Here is a 22,237-nt window from a genome sequence, read left to right as displayed (position 1 = left end):
GGCCGGCAACCTGGTGCTCCCTGTTGGATGCAGTTGCCGGCCAGCGGCCGGCACTACCCAAAAGAAGAACGGGCGCCCTTGGCGCCCGTTTCTTATTTGAACTTGTAGACCACGTTCATCGTGGTCAGCGTATCGGTCTTGCGCTTGTCCTCGGCCACGTCACTGTTGTAACGCGCCTGCCAGCCGGCTTTCAGCGCCAGGTGCTCGTTCATGCTCACCGAAACGCCGAAATCGTTCTGGCCGAAGGTGTTGTACGAACCGGATTCGACCAGCAGGGTGTTGACCAGGTCGGTGTTGTCGGTCAGCGAGTACTTCAGGTCGAACAGGCCGCGACCGATCATGCCGGTACGGGTGCGGTCGTCCTCGGTGCTGTGGGTGCGGCGCACACCGGGGCCGATCTGCGCATCGAACGAGAACCGCTCGGTGTTCCACAGGCGGGTGCCGTAGCCCAGACCGAACGAGCTCTGGCGGTCGTAAGTGGCGAAGTCGTCGCGCTCGGTACGCACCGTCGCGGTCAGCTGGCGGTGTTCGCCCAGCTGCAACGCGCTGCCGGCACTGCCGGTGTAGCGGTTGGCCGTGGTGTTGTTGCGGCGGGTGGTGGTGCCGTCGTCGGCGGTCTCGGTCACCTTGGAGCTCGAGCGCAGGCCGAACAGGTCCATGCTGTGCACCCAGTCGCCATCGGTATAACGCAGGCGCAGGCGACCGTTGAAGCTCTCGGTGCTGCTGTTGCCGCGTGCCGAGGCAAAGCCGAGCTCGCCGCCGCTGCCGCTCCACGGCGAGGACATCGCCGCCAGCTCGGAGGCGTCCTGCGCGTATGCGAGCGGCGCACACAGCAGCAGGGGGATCAGCAGGGACACGCGCAGGGACATCGAGGCTTCTCCGAAACGGTTAACAGCCGGTGATGATACTGGAAGCGTGATGGCGGTCCGAATCGATCCAAAGCGTGCTTCAGCAGGCGTTGCTGCGATCGCCCATTCAGGGCAGCTCGATACGCAGTGCGGGGTCGTTGAAGCGCGAGTAGCGCAGGCGCACCTGGAAACTGTGGCCATTGCTGCTGCCGCTGCGCACGATCTGCCGCGGCAGGCCCTGGGCGTCCACCCAGTACTCCAGGCGTTCGGTGGGCTGCGCACCCCGCAGGCGGTAGTGGCGCGTCTCCACGCCCTCCAGCGCCTGGCTGCCAAGATCCTCGGCCTGCAGGTCGGCGGGCAGGGCATCGGCCGGCAGCGGGTTGCGCCACTGTTCGAGCAGCCCCGCCGGGGTCGGCACCTGGCGTATCGCGCCGTCGGCCTGAAGGTACATGGTGTCGCCGATGATCGTCTGCGGCCCGGCCGGGGTCTGTACCCGGAAACGATCGGGGGCGACGAAGTCCATGGCGCTGCGCACCGGCTGCGCGCCACCCACTACCTCCAGCTCGGCGTGGAAGCTGCGCAGGGCGGCAAACCGCTGGCTGGCGCCCAGCACCGCCTGTGCCGGATCGGCAGCAGGCAGGGCGGTGCCGCTGGGGGACGGCGCCGGCGCGCGATCGCAGGCAGCCAGCAGCAGGCAGGCCAGCAGGGACAGGGCAGGCAACCGGCGCATCGGGCGTTCCATGGGGGCAGGGGCGATCACGATAGCCCAAACGTCCCACACAAGACCCGCGAGTCGGACATAATCGGGGGTATGGACCGATACGAACGCATCACCGCCCTGCATCGTCTGCTCAAGTCCGCGCGCTATCCGGTGACGGTGGCGACCCTGCAGGACAAGCTCGGTTGTTCCCGCGCCACCGTCTACCGCGACCTGGCCTTCCTGCGCGATGCGCTGATGGCGCCGATCGAGGGCGACGGTGAGGCCGGCTTCCGCTACCACGCCGACGAGAGCGACCGCTTCGAGCTGCCCGGCCTGTGGCTGAGCTCGGAGGAGCTGCATGCCCTGCTGGCCTCGCAGCACCTGCTGGCGCGTACCGGCGGCGGTGTGCTGTCCTCGGTGCTGGCGCCGCTGCAGCAGCGCATCGAGAGCCTGCTGGCGGCCCAGGCCGGCGTTTCCAGCTGGCCGGTGGACCGCGTGCGGGTGATCCCGCATCGCGGCCGCAAGTTCGATGAAGGCAGCTTCCGCAGCGTGGCCTCGGCCGTGCTGGAGCGCCGCCAGCTGGCGTTCGAGTACCGCGCCCGCTCCACCGACGAGCCGACCAAGCGCACCGTCTCGCCGCAGCGCCTGACCCACTATCGCGACAACTGGTACCTGGATGCCTGGGACCACGACCGCGAGGCACTGCGCAGCTTCGCCGTCGACCGCATCTACAAGGCGCGGGTGGTCGACAGCACCGCCCGCGACGTGGCCGACAGCGAACTGGACGAGCAGCTCGGTGCCAGCTACGGCATCTTCTCCGGCGCGCCGAAGGGCTGGGCCACCATCCTGTTCAGTGCCAAGGCGGCGCGCTGGGTGGCCGACGAGCACTGGCACTCCAAGCAGCAGGGTCGCTTCCTGGCCGATGGCCGCTATGAACTGAAGGTGCCGTACAGCGTCTCGCGCGAGCTGTTGATGGACGTGCTGCACTATGGCTCGGATGCCGAGATCGTGGAGCCGGTGATGCTGCGCGAGCAGGCCAAGGCGCTGCTTGAGCTGGCCCTGAGCAACTACGACAACGCCTGACCCTCCCCCCCCGAGAACCCCACCGCCCATGAAGAAGACCCTGTTGCTGCCCCTGCTTGCTGCTGCGTTGGCCCTGACCGCCTGCGGCAAGTCCGGCGAACCCTCGCAGAAGCTGGTGGTGGCCGCCACGGCCGTGCCGCACGCCGAGATCCTTGAGGTGGTCAAGCCGCTGCTGAAGCAGGAAGGCGTGGACCTGGACGTGCGCGTGTTCAATGACTACGTGCAGCCCAACGACCAGCTGGTGCAGAAGCAGGTGGACGCCAACTACTTCCAGACCGAGCCGTACCTGGATGCCTACAACCGCGACCGCAAGACCGACCTGGTGAAGGTGATCGGCGTGCACATCGAGCCGTTCGGTGCGTATTCGCGCAAGATCAAATCGCTGGCGGAGCTGCGCGAAGGCGCCGACGTGGTGATTCCGAACGACCCGAGCAACAACAGCCGCGCGCTGATCCTGCTGCACAAGGCCGGCGTGATCGAGCTGAAGGACCCGACCAACGCACTGTCGACCCAGCGCGACATCATCGCCAACCCGAAGAACCTGAAGTTCCGCGAGCTGGACTCGGCGATGCTGCCGCGCGTGCTGGACCAGGTCGACCTGGCCCTGATCAACACCAACTACGCGCTGGATGCCGGCCTCAACCCGACCAAGGACGCACTGGCGATCGAGAGCAAGGATTCGCCGTACGTGAACTTCCTGGTCGCGCGCCCGGACAACAAGGACGACGCCCGCGTGCAGAAGCTGGCCAAGGCGCTGACCAGCCCGCAGGTGAAGAGCTTCATCGAAACCAAGTACAAGGGCGCCGTGCTGCCGGCGTTCTGACTGCATCTGGCCATGTGGTAGTGCCGGCCGCTGGCCGGCAATCTCCAGGGGCTCCCCCAAACATCATGGGGTTGCCGGCCAGCGGCCGGCGCTACCCTCAATCGACGTGGAAGGCGAGGGTGGCGGCCACCGCCTGCTGCCATCCCGCATACAGCTTCTCGCGCCGGGCCACCTCCATCTGCGGCTCGAAGCGCCGGTCCAGGCCCCACTGCGCGGCGATCTGTTCGCGGCTGGACCAGAACCCCACCGCCAGCCCGGCCAGGTAGGCCGCGCCCAGTGCGGTGGTCTCGGTCAGCCGCGGCCGCAGCAACGGTACGCCGAGGATGTCGGCCTGGAAGCCGGCCAGGAAATCGTTGCCGATCGCACCGCCATCGGCGCGCAGCTCGGTCAGCGCGATACCCGCATCGGACTGCATCGCGTCCAGCACGTCGCGGGTCTGGTAGGCCATCGATTCCAGCGCCGCACGCACGAAGTGCGCCTTGCGGGTGCCACGGGTCAGGCCGAACATCGCGCCGCGCACATCACTGCGCCAGTAAGGTGCTCCGAGGCCGACGAAGGCCGGCACCAGGTACGCACCACCACTGTCGGGCACCTGCGCCGCCAGAGCCTGGCTGTCGCCGGCACGCTCGATCATGCGCAGGCCGTCGCGCAACCATTGCACCACCGAGCCGGCGATGAAGATCGATCCCTCCAGCGCGTACTCCACGCGCCCGTCCATGCCCCAGGCGATGGTGGTCAGCAGGCCATTGCGCGAACGCACCGCCTGGGTGCCGGTGTGCATCAGCATGAAACAACCGGTGCCGTAGGTGTTCTTGACCATGCCTGGCTGGAAGCAGGCCTGGCCGAACAGTGCCGCCTGCTGGTCACCGGCGATGCCGGCGATCGGGATCGGATGATCAAAGAAGAACTGTGGCCGGGTGTGCGCGTAGACCGAACTGGAATCGCGCACCTGCGGCAGCATCGCGCGCGGGATGTCCAGCAGCGCCAGCAGGTCGTCATCCCAGTCCAGCGTGTGGATGTTGAACAGCAGGGTGCGCGCGGCATTGCTGTAATCGGTCACGTGCGCCTGGCCGCCGCTGAGGTTCCACACCAGCCAGCTGTCGATGGTGCCGAACAGCAGCTCGCCACGCTCGGCGCGTTGTTGCGCGCCTTCCACGTGGTCGAGGATCCAGCGCACCTTGGTTGCGGAGAAGTAGGCGTCGATCAGCAGGCCGGTACGCTCGCGTACCAGTGCTTCATGCCCTTGCGATTTCAGTCGTTCGCAGATGGCGTGGCTCTGGCGCGACTGCCAGACGATGGCGTTGTGGATCGGCTGGCCGGTGGCGCGGTCCCAGACCACGGTGGTCTCGCGCTGGTTGGTGATGCCCAGTGCGGCGATATGGCGCGGGTCGATCTGCCCGCGGCTGAGCAGTTCGGTCAGCGTGGCATAGACACTGGTGAGGATCTCGCGGGGATCGTGCTCGACCCAGCCGGGCTGCGGGAAGATCTGCGCGAACTCACGCTGCGCGCTGCCGACGATGTCGCCGGCCCGGTCGAACAGGATCGCGCGCGAACTGGTGGTGCCCTGGTCGATGGCCAGCACGTAGCGGGGCGTCATGCAGCGTCTCCGGTAGCGATGGTATGGGTAGCGTCGAGCAAGCTCGACTCTACCGTCTATCCATCCATGCCTGCAGCCGTGCCACCTGCGCGGCGTCCAGCCGCAACCCCAGCTTGCTCCGCCGCCACAGCACATCGTCGGCGTCGTGCGCCCACTCGTGCTCGCGCAGGAAGACCAGTTCGCGCGCATGCAGGCCCGCACCGAAGTGTTCGCCAAGATCGCCCACGGCCTGGGCGTCCCCCAGCAGCGTCGCGCTGCGGCTGCCATAGGCCTCGGCCCAGCGTCGCGCGATAGCCGCGGGCAACCAGGGAGCCAGTGCCAGCAGGCGGGCGCATGCCTGTGCGGCGTCCCCCCAGTCGCTGCCCGGCAGTGCGGCGCCCGTTGCGGTCCAGGCCGGTCCCATCTTCGGCAGGGCGGGGCGCAGCAGGTCCAGTGCTTCTTCGGCCAGTACCCGGTAGGTGGTCAGTTTGCCGCCGAGCACGTGCAGTGCCGGCGCGGGATCAGACTGTACCTGCAAGCGGTAGTCGCGGCTCAGCTTCGCCGCGCGCGGGTCCGGATCGGCCAGCAGCGGGCGTACACCGGCGAACTGCCAGGCCACGTCTTCGGCGGCGATCGGTTCGCGCAGGTAACGATTGGCGGCGTCGCACAGGTACGCCACTTCAGAGGGCAGCACGCTGCAGCGCGCCGGGTCGCCGCGGTAGTCGGTATCGGTGGTGCCGATCAGCAGGTGGTCATGGGCGAACGGCAGCAGGAACACCACACGTCCGTCGGGCTGCTGCAGCAGGCAGGCGCTGTCATCGGGCCAAGGGCGGCGCAGCACGATGTGGCTGCCCTGCACCAAGCGCAGGGCGGGGCCGCTGCTGCGTGCCTGCATCCGTTCCAGCAGGCCGCCGGCCCAAGGACCCGCGGCATTGGCCACCGCATGCGCGAACACTGTTCGCTGCTGGCCGTCGATGGTTTCCAGCAGGACTCGCCAGCGGCCCTGGACGGCGTGCAGGTCCACGCAGCGCGTGCGTACCTGCACCTGTGCGCCACGCTGTGCGGCATCCCGTGCGTTGAGCAGGACCAGTCGCGCATCATCGACCTGCGCATCGGCATAACTGAACGCCTGCCGCAGCGCAGGGGAGAGCCAGGCGCCGAGCGGGTCGCGTTGCAGATCCAGCGCGTGCGAGGCGGGGAAAGCGGCGCTGCGCCGGCCCAGGTGGTCGTACAGCCACAACCCCACGCGCAGCATCCAGCGCGGGCGCAGATGCGGTTCCCACGGCAGCACGAAACGCAACGGATGGACCAGGTACGGTGCCTGGCGGCGCACCACCTCGCGCTCACCCAGCGCTTTGCGGACCAGGCCGAGTTCACCCTGTTCCAGATAGCGCAGGCCGCCGTGGATCAGTTTGCTGCTGGCACTGGAGGTATGCGCGGCGAGGTCGTGTTGTTCACACAGCAGCACGCGCAGGCCGCGACCGGCCGCGTCACGGGCAATGCCGGCACCGTTGATGCCGCCACCGATCACCAGCAGGTCGACTTCGTCCATCGTGCCTCCGTGTCCTGTGTCTGTAGCGTCGAGCTTGCTCGACTGCATTGACGATAGTCGAGCACGCCCGACTCTACAGGCCGCGGGTGACGGAAACGACGACGGGCCCCGCAGGGCCCGTCGCGTTACATCAATGAAGCCGTGGTGCCTGGATCAGAAGCGGGCGCCGATGCCGAAGCCGACGGTCCACGGATCCATCTTGGCTTCGCCGATCTTCTCGCCGCCGACCTTCACGTCCGGGCGGGCGCGCATGTAGCGGGCGTCAGCACGGGCGAACCAGGTGGAGTTGATGTTCATGTCCACGCCGACGGTGCCGATCACGCCCTTGGCATCCTTCAGGCGGATGTCGGAGCTGGTGCCATCAGCCAGCTTCTCGCTGCTGAAGCTCGACTGGTAGTAGCCGACGCCCACGAACGGACGGAACACGTTGTCGGCCTGGCCGAAGTGGTACTGGCCGCTCAGTGCGACCGGCTGCTGCTCGACCGAGCCAACGCGAACGTTGTTCGGGCCCTTGAACTTGTTGTCGAACTTGTCGGCGGCGCCCCACAGCTCAACGGCCCAGTTGTCGTTGACGTAGTAGCTGAAGCTGACGGTCGGCGCCGGGCCGCCATCGGTCTTCTTGATGCCGTCGATCGGGTCATTCTTCGGCTGCAGCAGCGAGATGCCGCCAACAACGGCAAAATGCTTGCCCGAAGCGGTATCGGTGCTGCTGTCCTGGGCGAAAGCGGCCGGCGCGAAGGCGGCGGAGGTCAGCAGGGCGAGACTCAGGATACGGATGGAGCGCATGGGGGTATCTCCTAATGTTTCTTGTTTTGGGCCCCCGGTTGCGGGGCGAGCACACCGTAGTCGCCTCAACATGAATCGAATCCGACGCGCGTTAAAAAATAGTTTTCCTCGTTCAGCGATGAGTGCGAAAAGCCTGTTTTCATGGGCTTTTCGACCACTGCTGGCATTCACCAAGTTGGAGAAGATGTGAGCACGGCGACACGATGCATCGGCCTGCAAGCGCAGGTGAACGTGGATTGCAGGGTGCTGTTGCTGGGGTCGATGCCGGGCGTGGCATCACTGCAGGAGCAACGCTACTACGCGCATCCACGCAACCGCTTCTGGCCGCTTTTGGCGGATATCTGCGGGTTCGACGCGGCATTGCCGTACACGCAGCGGCTGCTGGCATTGCAGGCAGCAGGCGTCGGCGTGTGGGATGTGATCGGCCAGTGCGAACGGCGCGGCAGCCTGGATGCGGACATCGTGCGCGGCACGGAAGTGCCCAATGCATTGCCGGAACTGATCGCTTCGCTTCCTGAGCTGGAGCTGATCGGTTGCAATGGTGGCGCCGCGCTGCAGGCCTTCCAGCGCTGGGTGCTGCCGCAGCTGGGCAGTGCGCCGAGGCTGCTGGCACTGCCTTCCACCAGTCCGGCCAATGCCGCCTGGTCGTTGCCGCGGCTGCGCCTGGCCTGGCAACCGGTGGCCGACGCACTGGCGACATGAAGCGGACATCGTCCGGACAATACGCTACCGACTGGTCGCGGCCGCGAGGCATGAGCAACAGCCTGTCCCGGCTGCGTGCGTACTGAAAACACCTGTAACGGTTGGCGCTGGACCCCGCTGGCCGCACAATAGACGTTTCCCTACACCAGATTGCCGGAGTTATCCCCATGGCCGAAATCAAGGAAGCACTTGTCCCCGATATCGGTGACTACAGCGATATCCCGGTAATCGAGGTGCTTGTCGCCGTCGGCGACACGGTCAAGAAGGACCAGGGCCTGGTCACGCTGGAAAGCGACAAGGCCACCATGGAAGTGCCGTCTTCGGTGGCTGGCGTAGTCAAAGAAATCAAGGTCAAGGTGGGCGACAACCTCTCCGAGGGCAAGGTCGTGGCCCTGATCGAAGTGGCCGAAGGCGAAGCCGCCAAGCCGGCCGCTGCTGCCCCGGCCCCGGCCAAGGCCGCTGCCCCGGCCGCCGCCACCCAGAGCGCCCTGGCCCCGGCGGCTGCCCCGGCCGCGCCGGCTGCCAGCGGCGGTGCCGTTGAAGCCCTGGTGCCGGACATCGGCGATTACACCGACATCCCGGTCATCGAAGTGCTGGTCGCCGTCGGCGACACGGTCAAGAAGGACCAGGGCCTGGTCACGCTGGAAAGCGACAAGGCCACCATGGAAGTGCCGTCCTCGGTCGCTGGCGTGGTCAAGGAATTGAAGGTCAAGGTCGGCGACACCCTGTCGCAGGGCGCCGTGGTTGCCATCATCGAGGCCGAAGGCGCTGCCGCGCCGGCCCCGGGCAAGGCCGCTGCTGCTGCCCCGGCCGCCGCCGAAACCGCCACCAAGGTCGAGCCGGTCGCCGTTCCGGCCCAGCCGGACAAGCTGGCCGCCCGCGAAATCGCCTCGGCCGGCACTCCGTCCAGCCCGCCGGTGCAGTTCAACGCTGATGGCGTGCTGCCGGCCAAGGTGCCGTACGCCACCCCGGCGGTGCGCGTGTTCGCCCGCGAACTGGGCGTGGACCTGCTGCAGATCAACGGCACCGAGAAGGGCGGCCGCATCACCAAGGGTGACGTGCAGAAGTTCGTCAAGGCCGCGCTCAGCGGCGGCGTGCCGGCCGCTGCCGGTGGTGCCGTTGCCGCCGGTGGCGGCCTGAACCTGCTGCCGTGGCCGAAGGTCGATTTCAGCAAGTTCGGCGAGACCGAAGTGCAGCCGCTGTCGCGCATCAAGAAGATCTCCGGCGCGAACCTGGCCCGCAACTGGGCGATGATCCCGCACGTCACCCAGTTCGAGCAGGCCGACATCACCGACCTGGAAGGCCTGCGCGTGGCGCTGAACAAGGAGAACGAGAAGGCCGGCATCAAGCTGACCATGCTCGCCTTCCTGATCAAGGCCAGCGCCGCGGCGCTGAAGAAGTTCCCGGAATTCAACGCTTCGCTCGATGCCAGCGGTGAAAACCTGACCCTGAAGAAGTACTTCCACATCGGCTTCGCCGCCGACACGCCGAACGGCCTGGTCGTGCCGGTCATCCGCGACGTGGACAAGAAGGGCGTGGTGCAGATCGCGCAGGAAACCGGCGAACTGGCCAAGAAGGCGCGCGACGGCAAGCTGGGCCCGGCCGACATGAGCGGCGGCTGCTTCTCGATCAGCTCGCTGGGCGGCATCGGTGGCACCGCGTTCACCCCGATCGTCAATGCACCGGAAGTGGCCATCCTCGGCGTCTCCAAGTCCTCGATCCAGCCGGTCTGGAATGGCAAGGAGTTCGCACCGAAGCTGATGCTGCCGCTGTCGCTGAGCTACGACCACCGCGTCATCGATGGCGCCCTGGCCGCACGCTTCACCACGTACCTGTCGCAGGTACTGGCCGACATGCGCCGCGTGCTGCTGTAAGGCACCGCTTCGCCCCCACCGTGTGGCCGCTGCCCCCTGGCGCGGCCGCGTGAACAGATGCAGTGACAGCCCGCCGGCCATGCCGGCCGGGCATGAGGAAAACCACCATGGCCACGATTGAAGTCAAGGTTCCCGACATCGGCGATTACAGCGATGTGCCGGTGATCGAAGTGTTGGTCGCCGTCGGCGACACGGTGAAGAAGGATCAGGGTCTGGTGACCCTGGAATCGGACAAGGCCACCCTGGAAGTGCCGTCCTCGGCCGCCGGCGTGGTCAAGGAACTGAAGGTCAAGCTGGGCGACAGCCTGTCCGAAGGCGCCGTGGTCGTGGTGCTGGAAACCGAAGGCGCCGCCGAAGCCCCGGCCAAGGCCGCGGCACCGGCTCCGGCCGCCGCTGCGCCGGCCAGCAAGCCGCCGGTGACCCCGTCGCACCGCGCCCCGGCCGAGCCGGCGGCACCGAAGCCGGCGCTGTCCAGCGGCAAGCCGGCCGACATCGAATGCGAAATGGTCGTGCTGGGCTCGGGCCCGGGCGGCTACACCGCTGCCTTCCGCGCCGCCGACGTCGGCCTGGATACCGTGCTGGTCGAGCGCTACGCCAGCCTCGGCGGCGTCTGCCTCAACGTCGGCTGCATTCCGTCCAAGGCCTTGCTGCATGCCGCAGCGGTCATCGACGAAGTGGCCCATGCCGGTGATTTCGGCGTCGAGTTCGGCAAGCCGACCATCACCCTGGACAAGCTGCGCCAGTACAAGGAAAAGGTCGTCAACCAGCTGACCAAGGGCCTGGCCGGCATGGTCAAGCAGCGCAAGGTCCGCAGCGTGCAGGGCGTGGGCAAGTTCGTTTCGGCCAACGAGCTGGAAATCACTGCCGCCGATGGCAGCACCCAGCTGCTGCGCTTCCAGAAGTGCATCATCGCCGCCGGTTCGCAGGCGGTGAAGCTGCCGAACTTCCCGTGGGACGACAAGCGCGTGATGGATTCCACCGACGCGCTGGAGCTGGCCGAAGTGCCGGGCTCGCTGCTGGTCGTCGGCGGCGGCATCATCGGCCTGGAAATGGCCACCGTGTATGGCGCGCTGGGCAGCAAGGTCACCGTGGTCGAGTTCATGGACCAGCTGATGCCGGGCGCCGACAAGGACCTGGTCAAGCCGCTGGCCGACCGCCTGAAGAAGCAGGGCATCGAAGTGCACCTGAAGACCAAGGCCTCGGGCGTCACCGCCGATGCCAAGGGCATCACCGTCACCTTCGAAGCCGCCGAGGAAGGCCAGTCGCCCGCCCTGGCGCAGGGCACCTTCGACCGCGTGCTGGTAGCCGTGGGCCGCTCGCCGAACGGCAAGAAGATCGATGCCGAGAAGGCGGGCGTGCAGGTCACCGAGCGTGGCTTCATCCCGGTGGACCGCCAGATGCGCACCAACGTGCCGCACATCTTTGCCATCGGCGACATCGTCGGCAACCCGATGCTGGCCCACAAGGCCACGCACGAGGGCAAGCTGGCCGCCGAAGTGGCCGCTGGCCACAAGAAGGAGTGGGTGGCGCGGGTGATTCCGTCGGTGGCCTACACCAACCCGGAAATCGCCTGGGTGGGTGTCACCGAGACCGAAGCCAAGGCCAAGGGCCTGAAGGTCGGCGTGGCCAAGTTCCCGTGGGCCGCCAGCGGCCGCGCGATCGGCATCGGCCGTACGGAGGGCTTCACCAAGCTGATCTTCGACGAAGAAACCCACCGCATCATCGGTGGTGCGATCGTCGGCGTGCATGCCGGTGACCTGCTGGCCGAGATCGGCCTGGCCATCGAGATGGGTGCCGAAGCCGAAGACATCGGCCACACCATCCATGCGCACCCGACGCTGAGCGAATCGGTGGCGATGGCGTCGGAAATCTACGACGGCACGATCACCGATCTGTACATGCCGAAGAAGAAGTAAGGCGCCCGCGTGCTGCACACGAAGAACCCGGCGAAAGCCGGGTTTTTTGTTAGGGCGGCCCGGGGTCGTGCTTTCAGGGGGTGTCGCATCAAGCGTCACTGCGGAATCTACGCTTGCATTTCCATGCGCCGGTACCGGGAAGCATGGTTCGCGCTGGGCGTCCGTTCATACCACTGCGCATAGCGCGTAAGCGAGCTTTAAACGACACAAGCCGCCGTATACGACGCGCAATTGACGTCATTCGACGTCCTTGGTGTCGTCGATATCCAAGGTATTTCCGGTTCGGATGAGGCCGTGCGACGGCAGTGATCGCGGCACTGTGCCTATTCTGTTCCGATAGCCCCCTTCCATGGAGCCATTGTCGCAATGGAACATCCCGCTTCTTCGCCCACCGGCAATCTGATCAAGATCTATCGCTACGGCCAAGGGGCCATCTACTTCCTGATGGTCTCTGGCGCCAGCACCCTGCTGCTCGCGGCATTTCTGTTCTCCGTCAGGAACAAGGCGCCTGCTGATGCGCAGTCCGCCATTCTCTGGGCCGTTGCACTGCTCGTGGCAATCGCCTGCGGCTTCTTCGCAGTGGTGCCGTGGCAGAGGCGCCTGCGCGCAGCCCGTCATGAGGTGTATGAGCACGGTCTGGTGCAGGTCATCGGCTCGCAGCGCAGCTATGTGGCGTTTGCCGAGATGGAGGATGTGTACCTCTTCAGTTCTGGTCAGACGGTGCTCACAGGGTTGATGAGCAACCTTGCCTATCGTCGAGACAGCACCGACACGTTCCACTGGTCGAACGACAGTCTCAAGCGCTTCTACGAATTCCAGCAGGTCGTACGCGAACTACATGTACGCGAGCGACTGCCCGTGATGATCGCAGCCCTTCAGGCTGGTGAGACGGTTACCTTCAACTATGTTCCCACGGGGGAAGTCTGGAAGAAGCGGGTATCGGGCCGGTTCCTCGAGGTGTCCACCCGCCCCATCACTCTCAGCCGGGACTGCTTGCAGGTCGAGGGCCGCAGCGTGCCCATCTCGACCCTGCGTGACGTCGACGTCAGCACATGGACGGAGAAGGTCACCCTCAAGGATGCAATGGGGACCACCATGTTCTCCGCGATGGGCGTGGGCATCCTCAGCTTCGACCTCTTTCTTGAGACAGTCGGCTGGCTGGTGCAAGACGCGCAGCGCTAATCTGCGTCGAGGTCAGGCCGCGCTCGTTGGTTGGCCCACGAAAAAGCGCGGCCCCGATAATCCGGAGGCCGCGCCAGGAGAGAGAGTGCCGTGGAAGGGGCGGGGGATCAGAACACGAAGCTGACGCCTGCGACCGGGCCCTTGAATTCCTGCTTCAGGCCGACGGTACCGTCGCTGCCCTTCTTGTCCACGTCCAGCTTGAACCAGTCGTAGCCGGCGAACACGCCGAAGTTCTTGGTGAAGCGGTAATCGACGATGGCATTGGCGCGGCTCAGGTCGCCCTTGTAGTCATCGAAGCTGCCCCAGCGCGTGTTCAGGTACTGGCCCTGCAGCGTGATCATCCAGCGCTCGGACGGGGTGAAGGTCATGCGCGCACCGACCACCGGCGCAATGCCGTCGGCCTTCTCGTTGAGGAACTGGCCTTCATAGACGGTGCCCAGGTCGGCATAACCCTTGGTGCTGACCTTGGCGTACTCGCCACCGATCTGCAGGCCGAGGTCGAAGGTGTCGGTATCGACGACCGAATAGTCATAGACCAGGCTGGCTACCTGGTACTTCAGTTCACCCTTCACGAAGCTGCCGGCCGGCACGTTCTCGCCGCCGAAGGAAATGCCCTGGTCCAGCGTCTCGCGGCGATCCTTGTCGTACTTGAAGTAGTTGAACAGCAGGCGCTGGCGGTTGCTGATGCGGAACATGCCGTCGATGCGCGGCTCCCATTCCTTGCCACCCAGCTTGAAGTCCTGGTTCAGGGAGATGTCCTGGCCAGCCACATTGGTCTTGCCGCGGATCGTGTTGTCCGAATCGATGTTCATCGCACCCAGGCGGATGGCGAAACGGTCGTCGCCTTCAGCGGCATGGGCGGCATTGGCGAACGAGGCGCCGGCGGCGAGCAGGGAAAGGGCGAGCAGGGTGGGAACGGGGCGCATCGAAGAGTCCTTGCAGTGGTTCATCAGAATGAAAGCCACTGTGCCGGACGGTGGCGTCCACCATCCGTGAACGTATGGTCCACGCGATGTGCACGGTTCAGCGCTGTCGCCACGATGCAAAGAGATGGCCCCGGAGCGGGGCTTCGGGGCCATCGTGGGACCTGCGGGGCGGAGCGTCGACGAGGTAGCTGCAGGCAGGTCGAATGATCGGACCGGTGCCTGTGGCGAAAGTTCCGCGCCTGCGACCAACGTCCAATATTGCAGCGCAACATGACACGGACGTCATTGTCCCCCGGGTGGTACGCAAAAATGTAACCGTTACCGCAACTTGCGGCTTCCCGGGATGAACAGGCAGCGGTTGTCTCGCAAATTGTCCCATTGCTATAATTTGGCGGCTCGATGAGGCCCCCTCTGCTGTAGCCGCCTCAGCCCTCCACTTGCAACCACGCGGGACGTCCTGTGCTGAACTCCGTTGATGCGGGTCGGCGACTGATGCTGCGCGCCGCGGTCTACCCGCTGGCCGCAGTCGCTGTCCTGGCCCTGGCCTTCCTGCTGGTGGGTCCGAAATATGCCCTCGGCGCGCTGGCGTCCGGTGTGGCCATTTCGGCAGGTGGCTGGGTGGCAGCGCGGATGGCACTGAGCGGGGGAGCCGTGGCCGCAGGATCGGCGATGGCTCGCCTGATCATTGCGATCGTGGCCAAGTGGGTGGTGGTTTTCGGCGTCCTGCTGGTGGGGTTCCTGGTCTTCGAGCTGCCTGCATTGGCGCTGTTGGCCGGTATCGCCGTCGGCTTGATGTTCCAGGTCCTGGCCATGGCCAGGCGTTGACAGAATTCAATTAACTAAGGTTCCGGACACATGGCGGGCGAGGCTCTAACCCCTACCAGCTACATCCAGCATCACTTGCAGAACCTGACCGCACCGGTCGGCAAGGGCGAGGGGATGTTCTGGCATATCCACGTCGATACCTTCCTCACCGCGGTCCTGATGGGCCTGGTGATCGTGGTCGCGTTCTGGCTGGGTACCCGCAAGGCCACCGCCGGCGTGCCGGGCAAGTGGCAGGCCTTCGTCGAGATCTGCCTGGAGTTCGTCGACCGCCAGGCCAAGGACACTTACCACGGCAAGAGCAAGCTGGTCACGCCGATCGCCATCACGATCTTCTTCTGGATTCTGCTGATGAATCTGCTGAAGATGATCCCGGCCGATTTCATCGCCAAGCCGCTGGAATGGGCGGGCGTGCACTACTGGAAGCCGGTGCCGACCGCTGACGTCAATGCCACCCTGGGCATGGCCATCAGCGTGTTCTTCCTGATGCTGTTCTTCGCGCTCAAGTCCAAGGGCCTGGGCGGCTTCATCAAGGAATTCCTGACGGCGCCGTTCGGCAAGTGGATGATGCCGTTCAACCTGATTCTCAACATCGTCGAGTGGCTGAGCAAGCCGATCTCGCTGGCGATGCGACTGTTCGGCAACATGTTCGGCGGCGAAATCGTGTTCCTGCTGATCTGGGTGCTGGGTGGTGCCGGTTTCTTCGGTGCCATTGCCGGTGGTGCGTTCGGCCTTGGCTGGATGCTGTTCCACCTGCTGGTGATCCCGCTGCAGGCCTTCATCTTCATGATGCTGTCGATCGTGTACCTGAGCCTGTCGGAAGACGCTCACTGAGTTTCAAGCTTCAACGCGTTTCAACCTTCATCCGTTTCATCACCCTTAGCAACTTAAGTTCCTGGAGATAACCATGTACTTCGCCGTCCTGACCAACTTCGCGCAGATTCAGAGCTCCACCGCCCTTGCCGTCGGCATCATGATCGGCCTGGCCGCGCTGGGCGCCGGTCTGGGTCTGGCCATCATGGCTGGTAAGTTCCTGGAGTCGGCCGCCCGCCAGCCGGAACTGATCCCGGTCCTGCAGGTCCGCATGTTCATCACCGCCGGCCTGATCGACGCCGCGTTCATCATCTCGGTCGCCGTCGGCCTGCTGCTGGCCTTCGCCAACCCGCTGTCGGCTGCCTTCGCTGGCGCCGTCACCAAGGCTCTGGCCGGCTGATACAGCGGTTTGAGACGACCGGGTGCTGATGCACCCGGTTTCGGATGAAGGCCGGATGTGCCGCTTCGGCGGCACGTCCACCCCGAAACCAGCGATCGAGCTAACCATGAATATCAATTTCACCCTTCTCGCGCAGGCGCTCGCCTTCGCTGGTCTGATCTGGATCATCGCGACCAAGATCTGGCCGCCGCTGATGAACGCGATCGAAGAGCGCCAGCAGAAGATTGCTGAAGGCCTCGCTGCTGCCGACCGCAGCCAGAAAGATCTGGCCCAGGCGCAGGAGAAGGTCAACGAAGCGCTGAAAGAAGCACGCACCAAGGCCAACGAGATCATCGACCAGGCCCACGCGCGCGCCAACCAGATCGTTGATGCTGCCCGTAACGAAGCGATCACCGAAGCCACCCGTCAGAAGGAACTGGCCCAGGCTGAAATCGACGCCGCCGCCAACCGTGCCCGTGAAGATCTGCGCAAGCAGGTGTCCGCGCTGGCCGTGACCGGTGCCGAAAAGCTGCTCAAGCGCGAAATCGACGCCAACGCCCACAAGGCGCTGCTCGACGAGCTGGCCTCGGAGATCTAAGGATGAGCCAGGCCCTCACGCTTGCCCGCCCGTACGCCCGCGCCGCGTTCGCGACCGCGCGCGACGAAGGCGCGTTCGCGCCGTGGTCGGACGCCCTGGCGTTCTCCGCCCACGTCGCCGCCGACCCGCGCGTGGCGGCCCTGCTCGCCAACCCGGAGCTGGGTCGCGACGCTGCCGTCGCACTGCTGGCGCCGGAAACCCACGGTGAGACCTACTCGCGTTTCCTGGCCGTGCTGGCCGACTCGCATCGTCTGCCGCTGCTGCCGGAAATCGCTGGCATGTTCGACGCCCTGCGCGCCGAAGCCGAGCACGTGGTCAAGGCCACGGTGACCTCGGCGGCCGAACTGTCGGCCGGTGAGCTGGATGCGATCAAGGTCGCGCTGCGCAAGCGCTTCAACCGCGAGGTCGACGTGACCACCGCGGTCGATGCCTCGCTGATCGGCGGCGCCGTGATCGACGCCGGCGACGTGGTCATCGATGGTTCGCTGAAGGGCAAGCTGGCCCGTCTGCAGACCGCGCTCGCTAACTGAATTCATTTAACGTCCGGCCCCGCTGCCGGCACTAGGACTTGACGATGGCAACCACGCTCAACCCCTCCGAAATCAGCGAACTGATCAAGAACCGCATCGAGAAGGTCAAGCTGGCCGCGGAATCGCGCAACGAAGGCACCGTGACCAGCGTGTCCGACGGCATCGTGCGCATCTTCGGTCTGGCCGACGTGATGCAGGGCGAAATGATCGAACTGCCGAACAACACCTTCGCCCTGGCCCTGAACCTGGAGCGCGACTCGGTCGGCGCCGTGGTGCTGGGTGACTACGAGCACCTGCGCGAAGGCGACGTCGCCAAGACCACCGGCCGCATCCTGGAAGTGCCGGTCGGTCCGGAACTGCTGGGCCGCGTCGTGAACGCGCTGGGCGAGCCGATCGACGGCAAGGGCCCGCTGGGCACCGACCTGACCGCTCCGGTGGAGCGCGTTGCTCCGGGCGTGATCTGGCGCAAGTCGGTCGACCAGCCGGTGCAGACCGGTTACAAGTCGGTCGACTCGATGATCCCGATCGGCCGTGGCCAGCGCGAGCTGATCATCGGTGACCGCCAGACCGGCAAAACCGCGATGGCGATCGATGCGGTGATCAACCAGAAGGGCACCGGCATCAAGTGCGTGTACGTTGCGATCGGCCAGAAGGCTTCGACCATCGCCAACATCGTGCGCAAGCTGGAAGAGAACGGCGCGCTGGCCCACACCATCGTGGTGGCCGCGACCGCTTCCGAATCGGCTGCCATGCAGTACATCAGCGCCTACTCGGGCTGCACCATGGGTGAGTACTTCATGGACCGCGGCGAAGACGCGCTGATCGTGTACGACGATCTGTCCAAGCAGGCCGTGGCCTACCGCCAGATCTCGCTGCTGCTGAAGCGCCCGCCGGGCCGTGAAGCCTACCCGGGTGACGTGTTCTACCTGCACTCCCGCCTGCTCGAGCGCGCAGCCCGCGTGTCCGAGGAGTACGTCGAGAAGTTCACCGAAGGCAAGGTCACCGGCAAGACCGGTTCGCTGACCGCGCTGCCGATCATCGAAACCCAGGCCGGCGACGTGTCCGCCTTCGTTCCGACCAACGTGATCTCGATCACCGACGGCCAGATCTTCCTGGAAACCGACCTGTTCAACGCCGGCATCCGCCCGGCCGTGAACGCCGGTATCTCGGTGTCGCGCGTCGGTGGCTCGGCCCAGACCAAGATCATCAAGAAGCTGTCGGGCGGCATCCGTATCTCGCTGGCCCAGTACCGTGAGCTGGCGGCGTTCGCGCAGTTCGCCTCGGACCTGGACGAAGCGACCCGCAAGCAGCTGGAGCGTGGCCAGCGCGTCACCGAGCTGATGAAGCAGAAGCAGTACGCGCCGATGTCGATCGCCAACCAGGCACTGTCGATCTACGCCGTCAACGAGGGCTACCTCGACGACGTGCCGGTCAACAAGCTGCTGGCGTTCGAAGAAGGCCTGCACGCCCACTTCGCCAACACCCAGGGCGAGCTGGTCAGCAAGGTCAACGCCACCGGCGGTTGGGACAACGACATCGAAGGTGCCTTCAAGAAGGGCATCGCCGAGTTCAAGACCACCGGCAGCTGGTAATCGCGGTCCTGTAGAGCGGAGCCGCTGGCTCCGCTGGACCAGATGACAAACGGTTGAACAACGCGGGGCAGCAGCCCCGCGCCACGGGAAACAAGAGATGGCAAGCGGACGCGAAATCAAAACCAAGATCAAGAGCGTGCAGAACACCCGCAAGGTGACGCGCGCCCTGGAAATGGTCTCGGCCTCCAAGATCCGCAAGGCGCAGGATCGGATGAAGACCTCGCGTCCGTACGCGCAGGCGATGAAGCAGGTGATCGGCCACCTGGCCCAGGCCAGCACCGACTACCAGCATCCGTTCCTGGTCGAGCGCGAGCAGGTCAAGCGGGTCGGGTTCATCGTGATCTCCTCCGATCGCGGCCTGGCCGGCGGCCTCAACAACAACCTGTTCCGCAAGATGCTGGGCGAAGCCAAGGCATGGCAGGACAAGGGTGCCGAAGTGGACCTGGTGACCATCGGCCAGAAGGCATCGACCTTCTTCCGCCGCGTGAAGGTCAACATGGTCGGCAGCGTGACCCACATCGGCGACGTGCCGAAGCTGGAATCGCTGATCGGTGTGATCAAGGTCATGCTCGACGCCTTCACCGAAGGCAAGGTCGACCGCGTGTACCTGGTCTACAACCGCTTCGTGAACACCATGACGCAGAAGGCCAGCTTCGATCAGCTGCTGCCGCTGCCGCCGGCTGAGAAGCAGGTCGCTCACCACGACTGGGATTACCTGTACGAACCCGATGCCGCGACCGTGCTGGAGCACGTGATGACGCGTTACATCGAGTCGCTGGTGTACCAGGCACTGCTGGAAAACGTCGCCTCCGAGCATGCGGCACGCATGGTTGCGATGAAGGCGGCGAGCGACAACGCCAACAAGCTGATCGGCACCCTGCAGCTCGTCTACAACAAGGCGCGCCAGGCAGCGATCACCCAGGAAATCTCCGAAATCGTCGGCGGCGCGGCAGCAGTCTGACCGCGTTCGTTCAAAGCACACATTAGAGGATGCAGCAATGAGTCAGGGCAAGATCGTTCAGATCATCGGCGCGGTCGTCGACGTCGAATTCCCGCGTGAGTCGGTGCCGAAGGTGTACGACGCACTGAAGGTCGACAACACCGAAATCACCCTCGAAGTCCAGCAGCAGCTGGGTGACGGCGTGGTGCGTACCATCGCCCTCGGTTCCACCGACGGCCTGAAGCGCAACCTGGTCGCCACCAACACCAACCGCGGCATCTCCGTGCCGGTCGGTGCTGGCACCCTGGGCCGCATCATGGACGTGCTCGGCCGTCCGATCGACGAAGCCGGCCCGGTGGCCGCCAGCGACAGCTGGGAAATCCACCGTGCGGCCCCGTCGTACGAAGACCAGTCCCCGGCCACCGAACTGCTGGAAACCGGCATCAAGGTCATCGACCTGATGTGCCCGTTCGCCAAGGGCGGCAAGGTCGGCCTGTTCGGCGGCGCCGGCGTCGGCAAGACCGTCAACATGATGGAACTGATCAACAACATCGCCAAGGCGCACAGCGGTCTGTCCGTGTTCGCCGGCGTGGGTGAGCGTACCCGTGAGGGCAACGACTTCTACCACGAAATGAAGGACTCCAACGTCCTCGACAAGGTGGCGATGGTGTACGGCCAGATGAACGAGCCGCCGGGCAACCGTCTGCGCGTCGCCCTGACCGGCCTGACCATGGCCGAGTACTTCCGCGATGAGAAGGACGAAAACGGCAAGGGTAAGGACGTCCTGCTGTTCGTCGACAACATCTACCGCTACACCCTGGCCGGTACCGAAGTGTCGGCACTGCTGGGCCGTATGCCGTCGGCCGTGGGTTACCAGCCGACCCTGGCCGAGGAAATGGGCGTCCTGCAGGAACGCATCACCTCGACCAAGAACGGTTCGATCACCTCGATCCAGGCCGTCTACGTTCCCGCGGACGACCTGACCGACCCGTCGCCGGCGACCACCTTCGCCCACCTGGACTCGACCGTGACCCTGTCGCGTTCGATCGCCTCGCTGGGTATCTACCCGGCCGTCGATCCGCTGGACTCCACCAGCCGCCAGATGGACCCGCTGGTCATCGGCCACGAGCACTACGACACCGCCCAGCGCGTCCAGCAGACCCTGCAGAAGTACAAGGAACTGAAGGACATCATCGCGATCCTGGGCATGGACGAGCTGTCCGAAGAGGACAAGCAGGCCGTGTCGCGCGCCCGTAAGATCGAGCGCTTCTTCAGCCAGCCGTTCCACGTGGCCGAAGTGTTCACCGGTTCGCCGGGCAAGTACGTGCCGCTGAAGGACACCATCCGTGGCTTCAAGGCCATCGTCGATGGCGAGTACGACCACCTGCCGGAGCAGGCGTTCTACATGGTCGGCGGCATCGAAGAAGCGGTCGAGAAGGCCAAGAAGATGGCCGAGAAGGCCTGATCCGGGACGGGCGGGAGCAATCCTGCCCGACCTGACGCCGGTGTCGGGCAACCGCCCGCACCGGTGGACTCCCACGGTGGCATTGCGCCGCCGCGAACAGCGAAGAGATTTGCATGAGCACGATCCGTTGCGACATCGTCAGCGCCGAGCAGGAAATCTTCCGTGGCGAAGCGACCCTGGTCGTGGCCACCGGTGAGCTGGGCGAACTGGGCATCGCGCCCAAGCACGCGCCGCTGATCACCCGCCTGAAGCCGGGCAAGGTGGTGGTGACCACGCCGAACGGCGAGCAGCTGGATTTCGCCATTTCCGGCGGCATCCTGGAAGTGCAGCCGCAGGTAGTGACCGTGCTGGCCGACACCGCGATCCGCGCGCAGGACATCGACGAAGCCTCGGTCCGCAAGGCCAAGGAAGAAGCCGAGCGCATCCTGGCCAACCGCGGTGAAGCGATGGAAGTGGCCGAAGCCCAGCAGAAGCTGGCCGAAGCCGTTGTCCAGCTGCAGGCCCTGGAACGCCTGCGCAAGACCCTCAAGCACTGAGGTTCACGCGCTGCATCCACGAAAACGCCGGCCCAGTGCCGGCGTTTTTGTTTGGCTGGGTAGAGTCGACTGTTAGTCGACTATCGCGCGCAGCGCGGGATTCTCGCGGTCTGAAGGAAGAGCAGTCGACCAGCGGTCGACGCTACCGATCCCGATCCCGATCCTGGCGCTGTATCAGCGATACACCACATAGCGCATCAACAGGAACGAGACACAGGCCAGTCCGCCCTCCACCAGGGGTTTGGCCAGCCACGCGTACTGCAGGCCCAGTGCGTGGTCGACCAGGCTCACCAGCAGCGTGCTTGCCGCGGTCATCAGCAGCCACAGTACGAAGAAGCGTCCGAAGCGTTTCCAGCCAAGCCGGTGGCTGCCGGCCTCGGCAAAGGTGTAGCGGCCGTTGAGCCAGAAGCCGAGCAGCATGCCGGCCAGGCGCCCGGCAACGTTGGCCGGGGCCACCGGCAATCCCAGCGCCGTGGCCACCACGAACACCAGCCAGTCGACCAGCAGCTGCACGAGCCCGATGACGAGGTAGGCACTTCCCTGGCGAACGAGGCTCATCGGCATGGTGAAGGGAGAGGGATGCCCATGTTAACG

Annotated in this window: 22 protein-coding genes; 15 read left to right on the top strand and 7 right to left on the bottom strand. The window is 65.4% G+C overall.

Annotated features, from left to right (window positions below):
* Positions 1-92: 92 nt before the first annotated feature.
* Together ACMZPQ_RS11230 and ACMZPQ_RS11225 are read right to left on the bottom strand one after the other, a co-directional pair.
* Positions 93-869 carry a DUF481 domain-containing protein gene (locus ACMZPQ_RS11230; protein ID WP_006471539.1) on the bottom strand — a complete coding sequence of 259 codons (777 nt, stop codon included), beginning with the start codon at positions 867-869 and terminating at the stop codon, positions 93-95.
* A gap of 106 nt (positions 870-975) precedes the next feature.
* Positions 976-1,578: a LolA family protein gene (locus ACMZPQ_RS11225; protein WP_197584429.1), complete on the bottom strand. Its 603-nt coding sequence runs from the start codon at positions 1,576-1,578 to the stop codon at positions 976-978.
* Positions 1,579-1,659: 81 nt separating this feature from the next.
* Here ACMZPQ_RS11225 and ACMZPQ_RS11220 point away from each other — a divergent pair, with 81 nt between their 5' ends.
* Positions 1,660-2,631 (top strand): helix-turn-helix transcriptional regulator, encoded by a 972-nt coding sequence (locus ACMZPQ_RS11220; RefSeq protein ID WP_197584427.1) that lies wholly within the window; start codon positions 1,660-1,662, stop codon positions 2,629-2,631.
* Positions 2,632-2,659: 28 nt separating this feature from the next.
* Complete coding sequence (locus ACMZPQ_RS11215) at positions 2,660-3,454, top strand: MetQ/NlpA family ABC transporter substrate-binding protein (RefSeq protein ID WP_197584425.1); 795 nt, start codon at positions 2,660-2,662, stop codon at positions 3,452-3,454.
* 97 nt (positions 3,455-3,551) lie between these two features.
* Here ACMZPQ_RS11215 and glpK read toward each other — a convergent pair whose 3' ends face one another.
* The 3 genes from glpK to ACMZPQ_RS11200 all read right to left on the bottom strand — a co-directional run bounded on the left by glpK (position 3,552) and on the right by ACMZPQ_RS11200 (position 7,368).
* Entirely contained in the window at positions 3,552-5,051 is a 1,500-nt protein-coding gene (gene glpK, locus ACMZPQ_RS11210; RefSeq protein WP_197580930.1) for a glycerol kinase GlpK, read from the bottom strand.
* 49 nt (positions 5,052-5,100) lie between these two features.
* Positions 5,101-6,582, bottom strand: coding sequence for a glycerol-3-phosphate dehydrogenase (glpD, locus tag ACMZPQ_RS11205; protein ID WP_197580929.1), 1,482 nt, complete (start codon positions 6,580-6,582; stop codon positions 5,101-5,103).
* Positions 6,583-6,735: 153 nt separating this feature from the next.
* Positions 6,736-7,368 carry an OmpW family outer membrane protein gene (locus ACMZPQ_RS11200; protein ID WP_197580928.1) on the bottom strand — a complete coding sequence of 211 codons (633 nt, stop codon included), beginning with the start codon at positions 7,366-7,368 and terminating at the stop codon, positions 6,736-6,738.
* A 186-nt stretch (positions 7,369-7,554) separates the two neighbouring features.
* Here ACMZPQ_RS11200 and ACMZPQ_RS11195 point away from each other — a divergent pair, with 186 nt between their 5' ends.
* From ACMZPQ_RS11195 to ACMZPQ_RS11180, 4 genes are all read left to right on the top strand, one after another.
* On the top strand, positions 7,555-8,070 hold the full coding sequence (locus ACMZPQ_RS11195) for a DNA-deoxyinosine glycosylase (RefSeq protein WP_197580927.1): 516 nt from the start codon (positions 7,555-7,557) through the stop codon (positions 8,068-8,070).
* Positions 8,071-8,237: 167 nt separating this feature from the next.
* Positions 8,238-9,944: a dihydrolipoyllysine-residue acetyltransferase gene (gene aceF / locus ACMZPQ_RS11190; protein WP_197580926.1), complete on the top strand. Its 1,707-nt coding sequence runs from the start codon at positions 8,238-8,240 to the stop codon at positions 9,942-9,944.
* A gap of 107 nt (positions 9,945-10,051) precedes the next feature.
* Positions 10,052-11,860 (top strand): dihydrolipoyl dehydrogenase, encoded by a 1,809-nt coding sequence (gene lpdA / locus ACMZPQ_RS11185; protein ID WP_197580925.1) that lies wholly within the window; start codon positions 10,052-10,054, stop codon positions 11,858-11,860.
* A 366-nt stretch (positions 11,861-12,226) separates the two neighbouring features.
* Positions 12,227-13,042, top strand: a complete 816-nt coding sequence (locus ACMZPQ_RS11180; RefSeq protein ID WP_197580924.1) for a DUF6585 family protein — start codon at positions 12,227-12,229, stop codon at positions 13,040-13,042.
* Between the two features lie 107 nt (positions 13,043-13,149).
* On the opposite strand, the gene ACMZPQ_RS11175 is transcribed toward ACMZPQ_RS11180, so the two are convergent.
* Positions 13,150-13,968: a hypothetical protein gene (locus ACMZPQ_RS11175; RefSeq protein ID WP_197580923.1), complete on the bottom strand. Its 819-nt coding sequence runs from the start codon at positions 13,966-13,968 to the stop codon at positions 13,150-13,152.
* Positions 13,969-14,427: 459 nt separating this feature from the next.
* Here ACMZPQ_RS11175 and ACMZPQ_RS11170 point away from each other — a divergent pair, with 459 nt between their 5' ends.
* The 9 genes from ACMZPQ_RS11170 to ACMZPQ_RS11130 all read left to right on the top strand — a co-directional run bounded on the left by ACMZPQ_RS11170 (position 14,428) and on the right by ACMZPQ_RS11130 (position 21,643).
* Positions 14,428-14,793, top strand: coding sequence for a hypothetical protein (locus ACMZPQ_RS11170; RefSeq protein ID WP_197580922.1), 366 nt, complete (start codon positions 14,428-14,430; stop codon positions 14,791-14,793).
* A 30-nt stretch (positions 14,794-14,823) separates the two neighbouring features.
* Positions 14,824-15,624 carry a F0F1 ATP synthase subunit A gene (atpB, locus tag ACMZPQ_RS11165; RefSeq protein ID WP_197580921.1) on the top strand — a complete coding sequence of 267 codons (801 nt, stop codon included), beginning with the start codon at positions 14,824-14,826 and terminating at the stop codon, positions 15,622-15,624.
* Positions 15,625-15,697: 73 nt separating this feature from the next.
* Positions 15,698-16,003, top strand: a complete 306-nt coding sequence (atpE, locus tag ACMZPQ_RS11160) for a F0F1 ATP synthase subunit C (protein ID WP_005411133.1) — start codon at positions 15,698-15,700, stop codon at positions 16,001-16,003.
* A 106-nt stretch (positions 16,004-16,109) separates the two neighbouring features.
* Complete coding sequence (locus ACMZPQ_RS11155) at positions 16,110-16,580, top strand: F0F1 ATP synthase subunit B (protein WP_005419512.1); 471 nt, start codon at positions 16,110-16,112, stop codon at positions 16,578-16,580.
* 2 nt (positions 16,581-16,582) lie between these two features.
* Entirely contained in the window at positions 16,583-17,110 is a 528-nt protein-coding gene (locus ACMZPQ_RS11150) for a F0F1 ATP synthase subunit delta (protein ID WP_197580920.1), read from the top strand.
* Positions 17,111-17,154: 44 nt separating this feature from the next.
* Positions 17,155-18,702, top strand: a complete 1,548-nt coding sequence (gene atpA / locus ACMZPQ_RS11145) for a F0F1 ATP synthase subunit alpha (protein ID WP_005411130.1) — start codon at positions 17,155-17,157, stop codon at positions 18,700-18,702.
* Between the two features lie 97 nt (positions 18,703-18,799).
* Positions 18,800-19,663, top strand: coding sequence for a F0F1 ATP synthase subunit gamma (gene atpG, locus ACMZPQ_RS11140; protein WP_006471334.1), 864 nt, complete (start codon positions 18,800-18,802; stop codon positions 19,661-19,663).
* A 37-nt stretch (positions 19,664-19,700) separates the two neighbouring features.
* Positions 19,701-21,107 carry a F0F1 ATP synthase subunit beta gene (gene atpD, locus ACMZPQ_RS11135; protein ID WP_010481327.1) on the top strand — a complete coding sequence of 469 codons (1,407 nt, stop codon included), beginning with the start codon at positions 19,701-19,703 and terminating at the stop codon, positions 21,105-21,107.
* Positions 21,108-21,220: 113 nt separating this feature from the next.
* Entirely contained in the window at positions 21,221-21,643 is a 423-nt protein-coding gene (locus ACMZPQ_RS11130; RefSeq protein ID WP_005411127.1) for a F0F1 ATP synthase subunit epsilon, read from the top strand.
* 174 nt (positions 21,644-21,817) lie between these two features.
* Here the strand turns inward: ACMZPQ_RS11130 and ACMZPQ_RS11125 are convergent, their stop codons facing one another.
* Positions 21,818-22,201, bottom strand: coding sequence for a GtrA family protein (locus ACMZPQ_RS11125; protein ID WP_197580919.1), 384 nt, complete (start codon positions 22,199-22,201; stop codon positions 21,818-21,820).
* Positions 22,202-22,237 lie beyond the last annotated feature (36 nt).

The organism is Stenotrophomonas maltophilia, from assembly GCF_047497515.2.
Lineage (GTDB): Bacteria > Pseudomonadota > Gammaproteobacteria > Xanthomonadales > Xanthomonadaceae > Stenotrophomonas.
Note: the sequence above shows the minus strand (reverse complement) of the source record. Positions and strands in the feature narration are given on the sequence as shown.

Excerpts from the sequence above, each read along its gene's own strand:
- ACMZPQ_RS11230 (WP_006471539.1), bottom strand. The coding sequence starts at position 869 with ATGTCCCTGCGCGTGTCCCTGCTGATCCCCCTGCTGCTGTGTGCGCCG.
- ACMZPQ_RS11225 (WP_197584429.1), bottom strand. The coding sequence starts at position 1,578 with ATGCGCCGGTTGCCTGCCCTGTCCCTGCTGGCCTGCCTGCTGCTGGCT.
- ACMZPQ_RS11220 (WP_197584427.1), top strand. The coding sequence starts at position 1,660 with ATGGACCGATACGAACGCATCACCGCCCTGCATCGTCTGCTCAAGTCC.
- ACMZPQ_RS11215 (WP_197584425.1), top strand. The coding sequence starts at position 2,660 with ATGAAGAAGACCCTGTTGCTGCCCCTGCTTGCTGCTGCGTTGGCCCTG.
- glpK (WP_197580930.1), bottom strand. The coding sequence starts at position 5,051 with ATGACGCCCCGCTACGTGCTGGCCATCGACCAGGGCACCACCAGTTCG.
- glpD (WP_197580929.1), bottom strand. The coding sequence starts at position 6,582 with ATGGACGAAGTCGACCTGCTGGTGATCGGTGGCGGCATCAACGGTGCC.
- ACMZPQ_RS11200 (WP_197580928.1), bottom strand. The coding sequence starts at position 7,368 with ATGCGCTCCATCCGTATCCTGAGTCTCGCCCTGCTGACCTCCGCCGCC.
- aceF (WP_197580926.1), top strand. The coding sequence starts at position 8,238 with ATGGCCGAAATCAAGGAAGCACTTGTCCCCGATATCGGTGACTACAGC.
- lpdA (WP_197580925.1), top strand. The coding sequence starts at position 10,052 with ATGGCCACGATTGAAGTCAAGGTTCCCGACATCGGCGATTACAGCGAT.
- ACMZPQ_RS11180 (WP_197580924.1), top strand. The coding sequence starts at position 12,227 with ATGGAACATCCCGCTTCTTCGCCCACCGGCAATCTGATCAAGATCTAT.
- ACMZPQ_RS11175 (WP_197580923.1), bottom strand. The coding sequence starts at position 13,968 with ATGCGCCCCGTTCCCACCCTGCTCGCCCTTTCCCTGCTCGCCGCCGGC.
- atpB (WP_197580921.1), top strand. The coding sequence starts at position 14,824 with ATGGCGGGCGAGGCTCTAACCCCTACCAGCTACATCCAGCATCACTTG.
- atpE (WP_005411133.1), top strand. The coding sequence starts at position 15,698 with ATGTACTTCGCCGTCCTGACCAACTTCGCGCAGATTCAGAGCTCCACC.
- ACMZPQ_RS11155 (WP_005419512.1), top strand. The coding sequence starts at position 16,110 with ATGAATATCAATTTCACCCTTCTCGCGCAGGCGCTCGCCTTCGCTGGT.
- ACMZPQ_RS11150 (WP_197580920.1), top strand. The coding sequence starts at position 16,583 with ATGAGCCAGGCCCTCACGCTTGCCCGCCCGTACGCCCGCGCCGCGTTC.
- atpA (WP_005411130.1), top strand. The coding sequence starts at position 17,155 with ATGGCAACCACGCTCAACCCCTCCGAAATCAGCGAACTGATCAAGAAC.
- atpG (WP_006471334.1), top strand. The coding sequence starts at position 18,800 with ATGGCAAGCGGACGCGAAATCAAAACCAAGATCAAGAGCGTGCAGAAC.
- atpD (WP_010481327.1), top strand. The coding sequence starts at position 19,701 with ATGAGTCAGGGCAAGATCGTTCAGATCATCGGCGCGGTCGTCGACGTC.
- ACMZPQ_RS11130 (WP_005411127.1), top strand. The coding sequence starts at position 21,221 with ATGAGCACGATCCGTTGCGACATCGTCAGCGCCGAGCAGGAAATCTTC.
- ACMZPQ_RS11125 (WP_197580919.1), bottom strand. The coding sequence starts at position 22,201 with ATGAGCCTCGTTCGCCAGGGAAGTGCCTACCTCGTCATCGGGCTCGTG.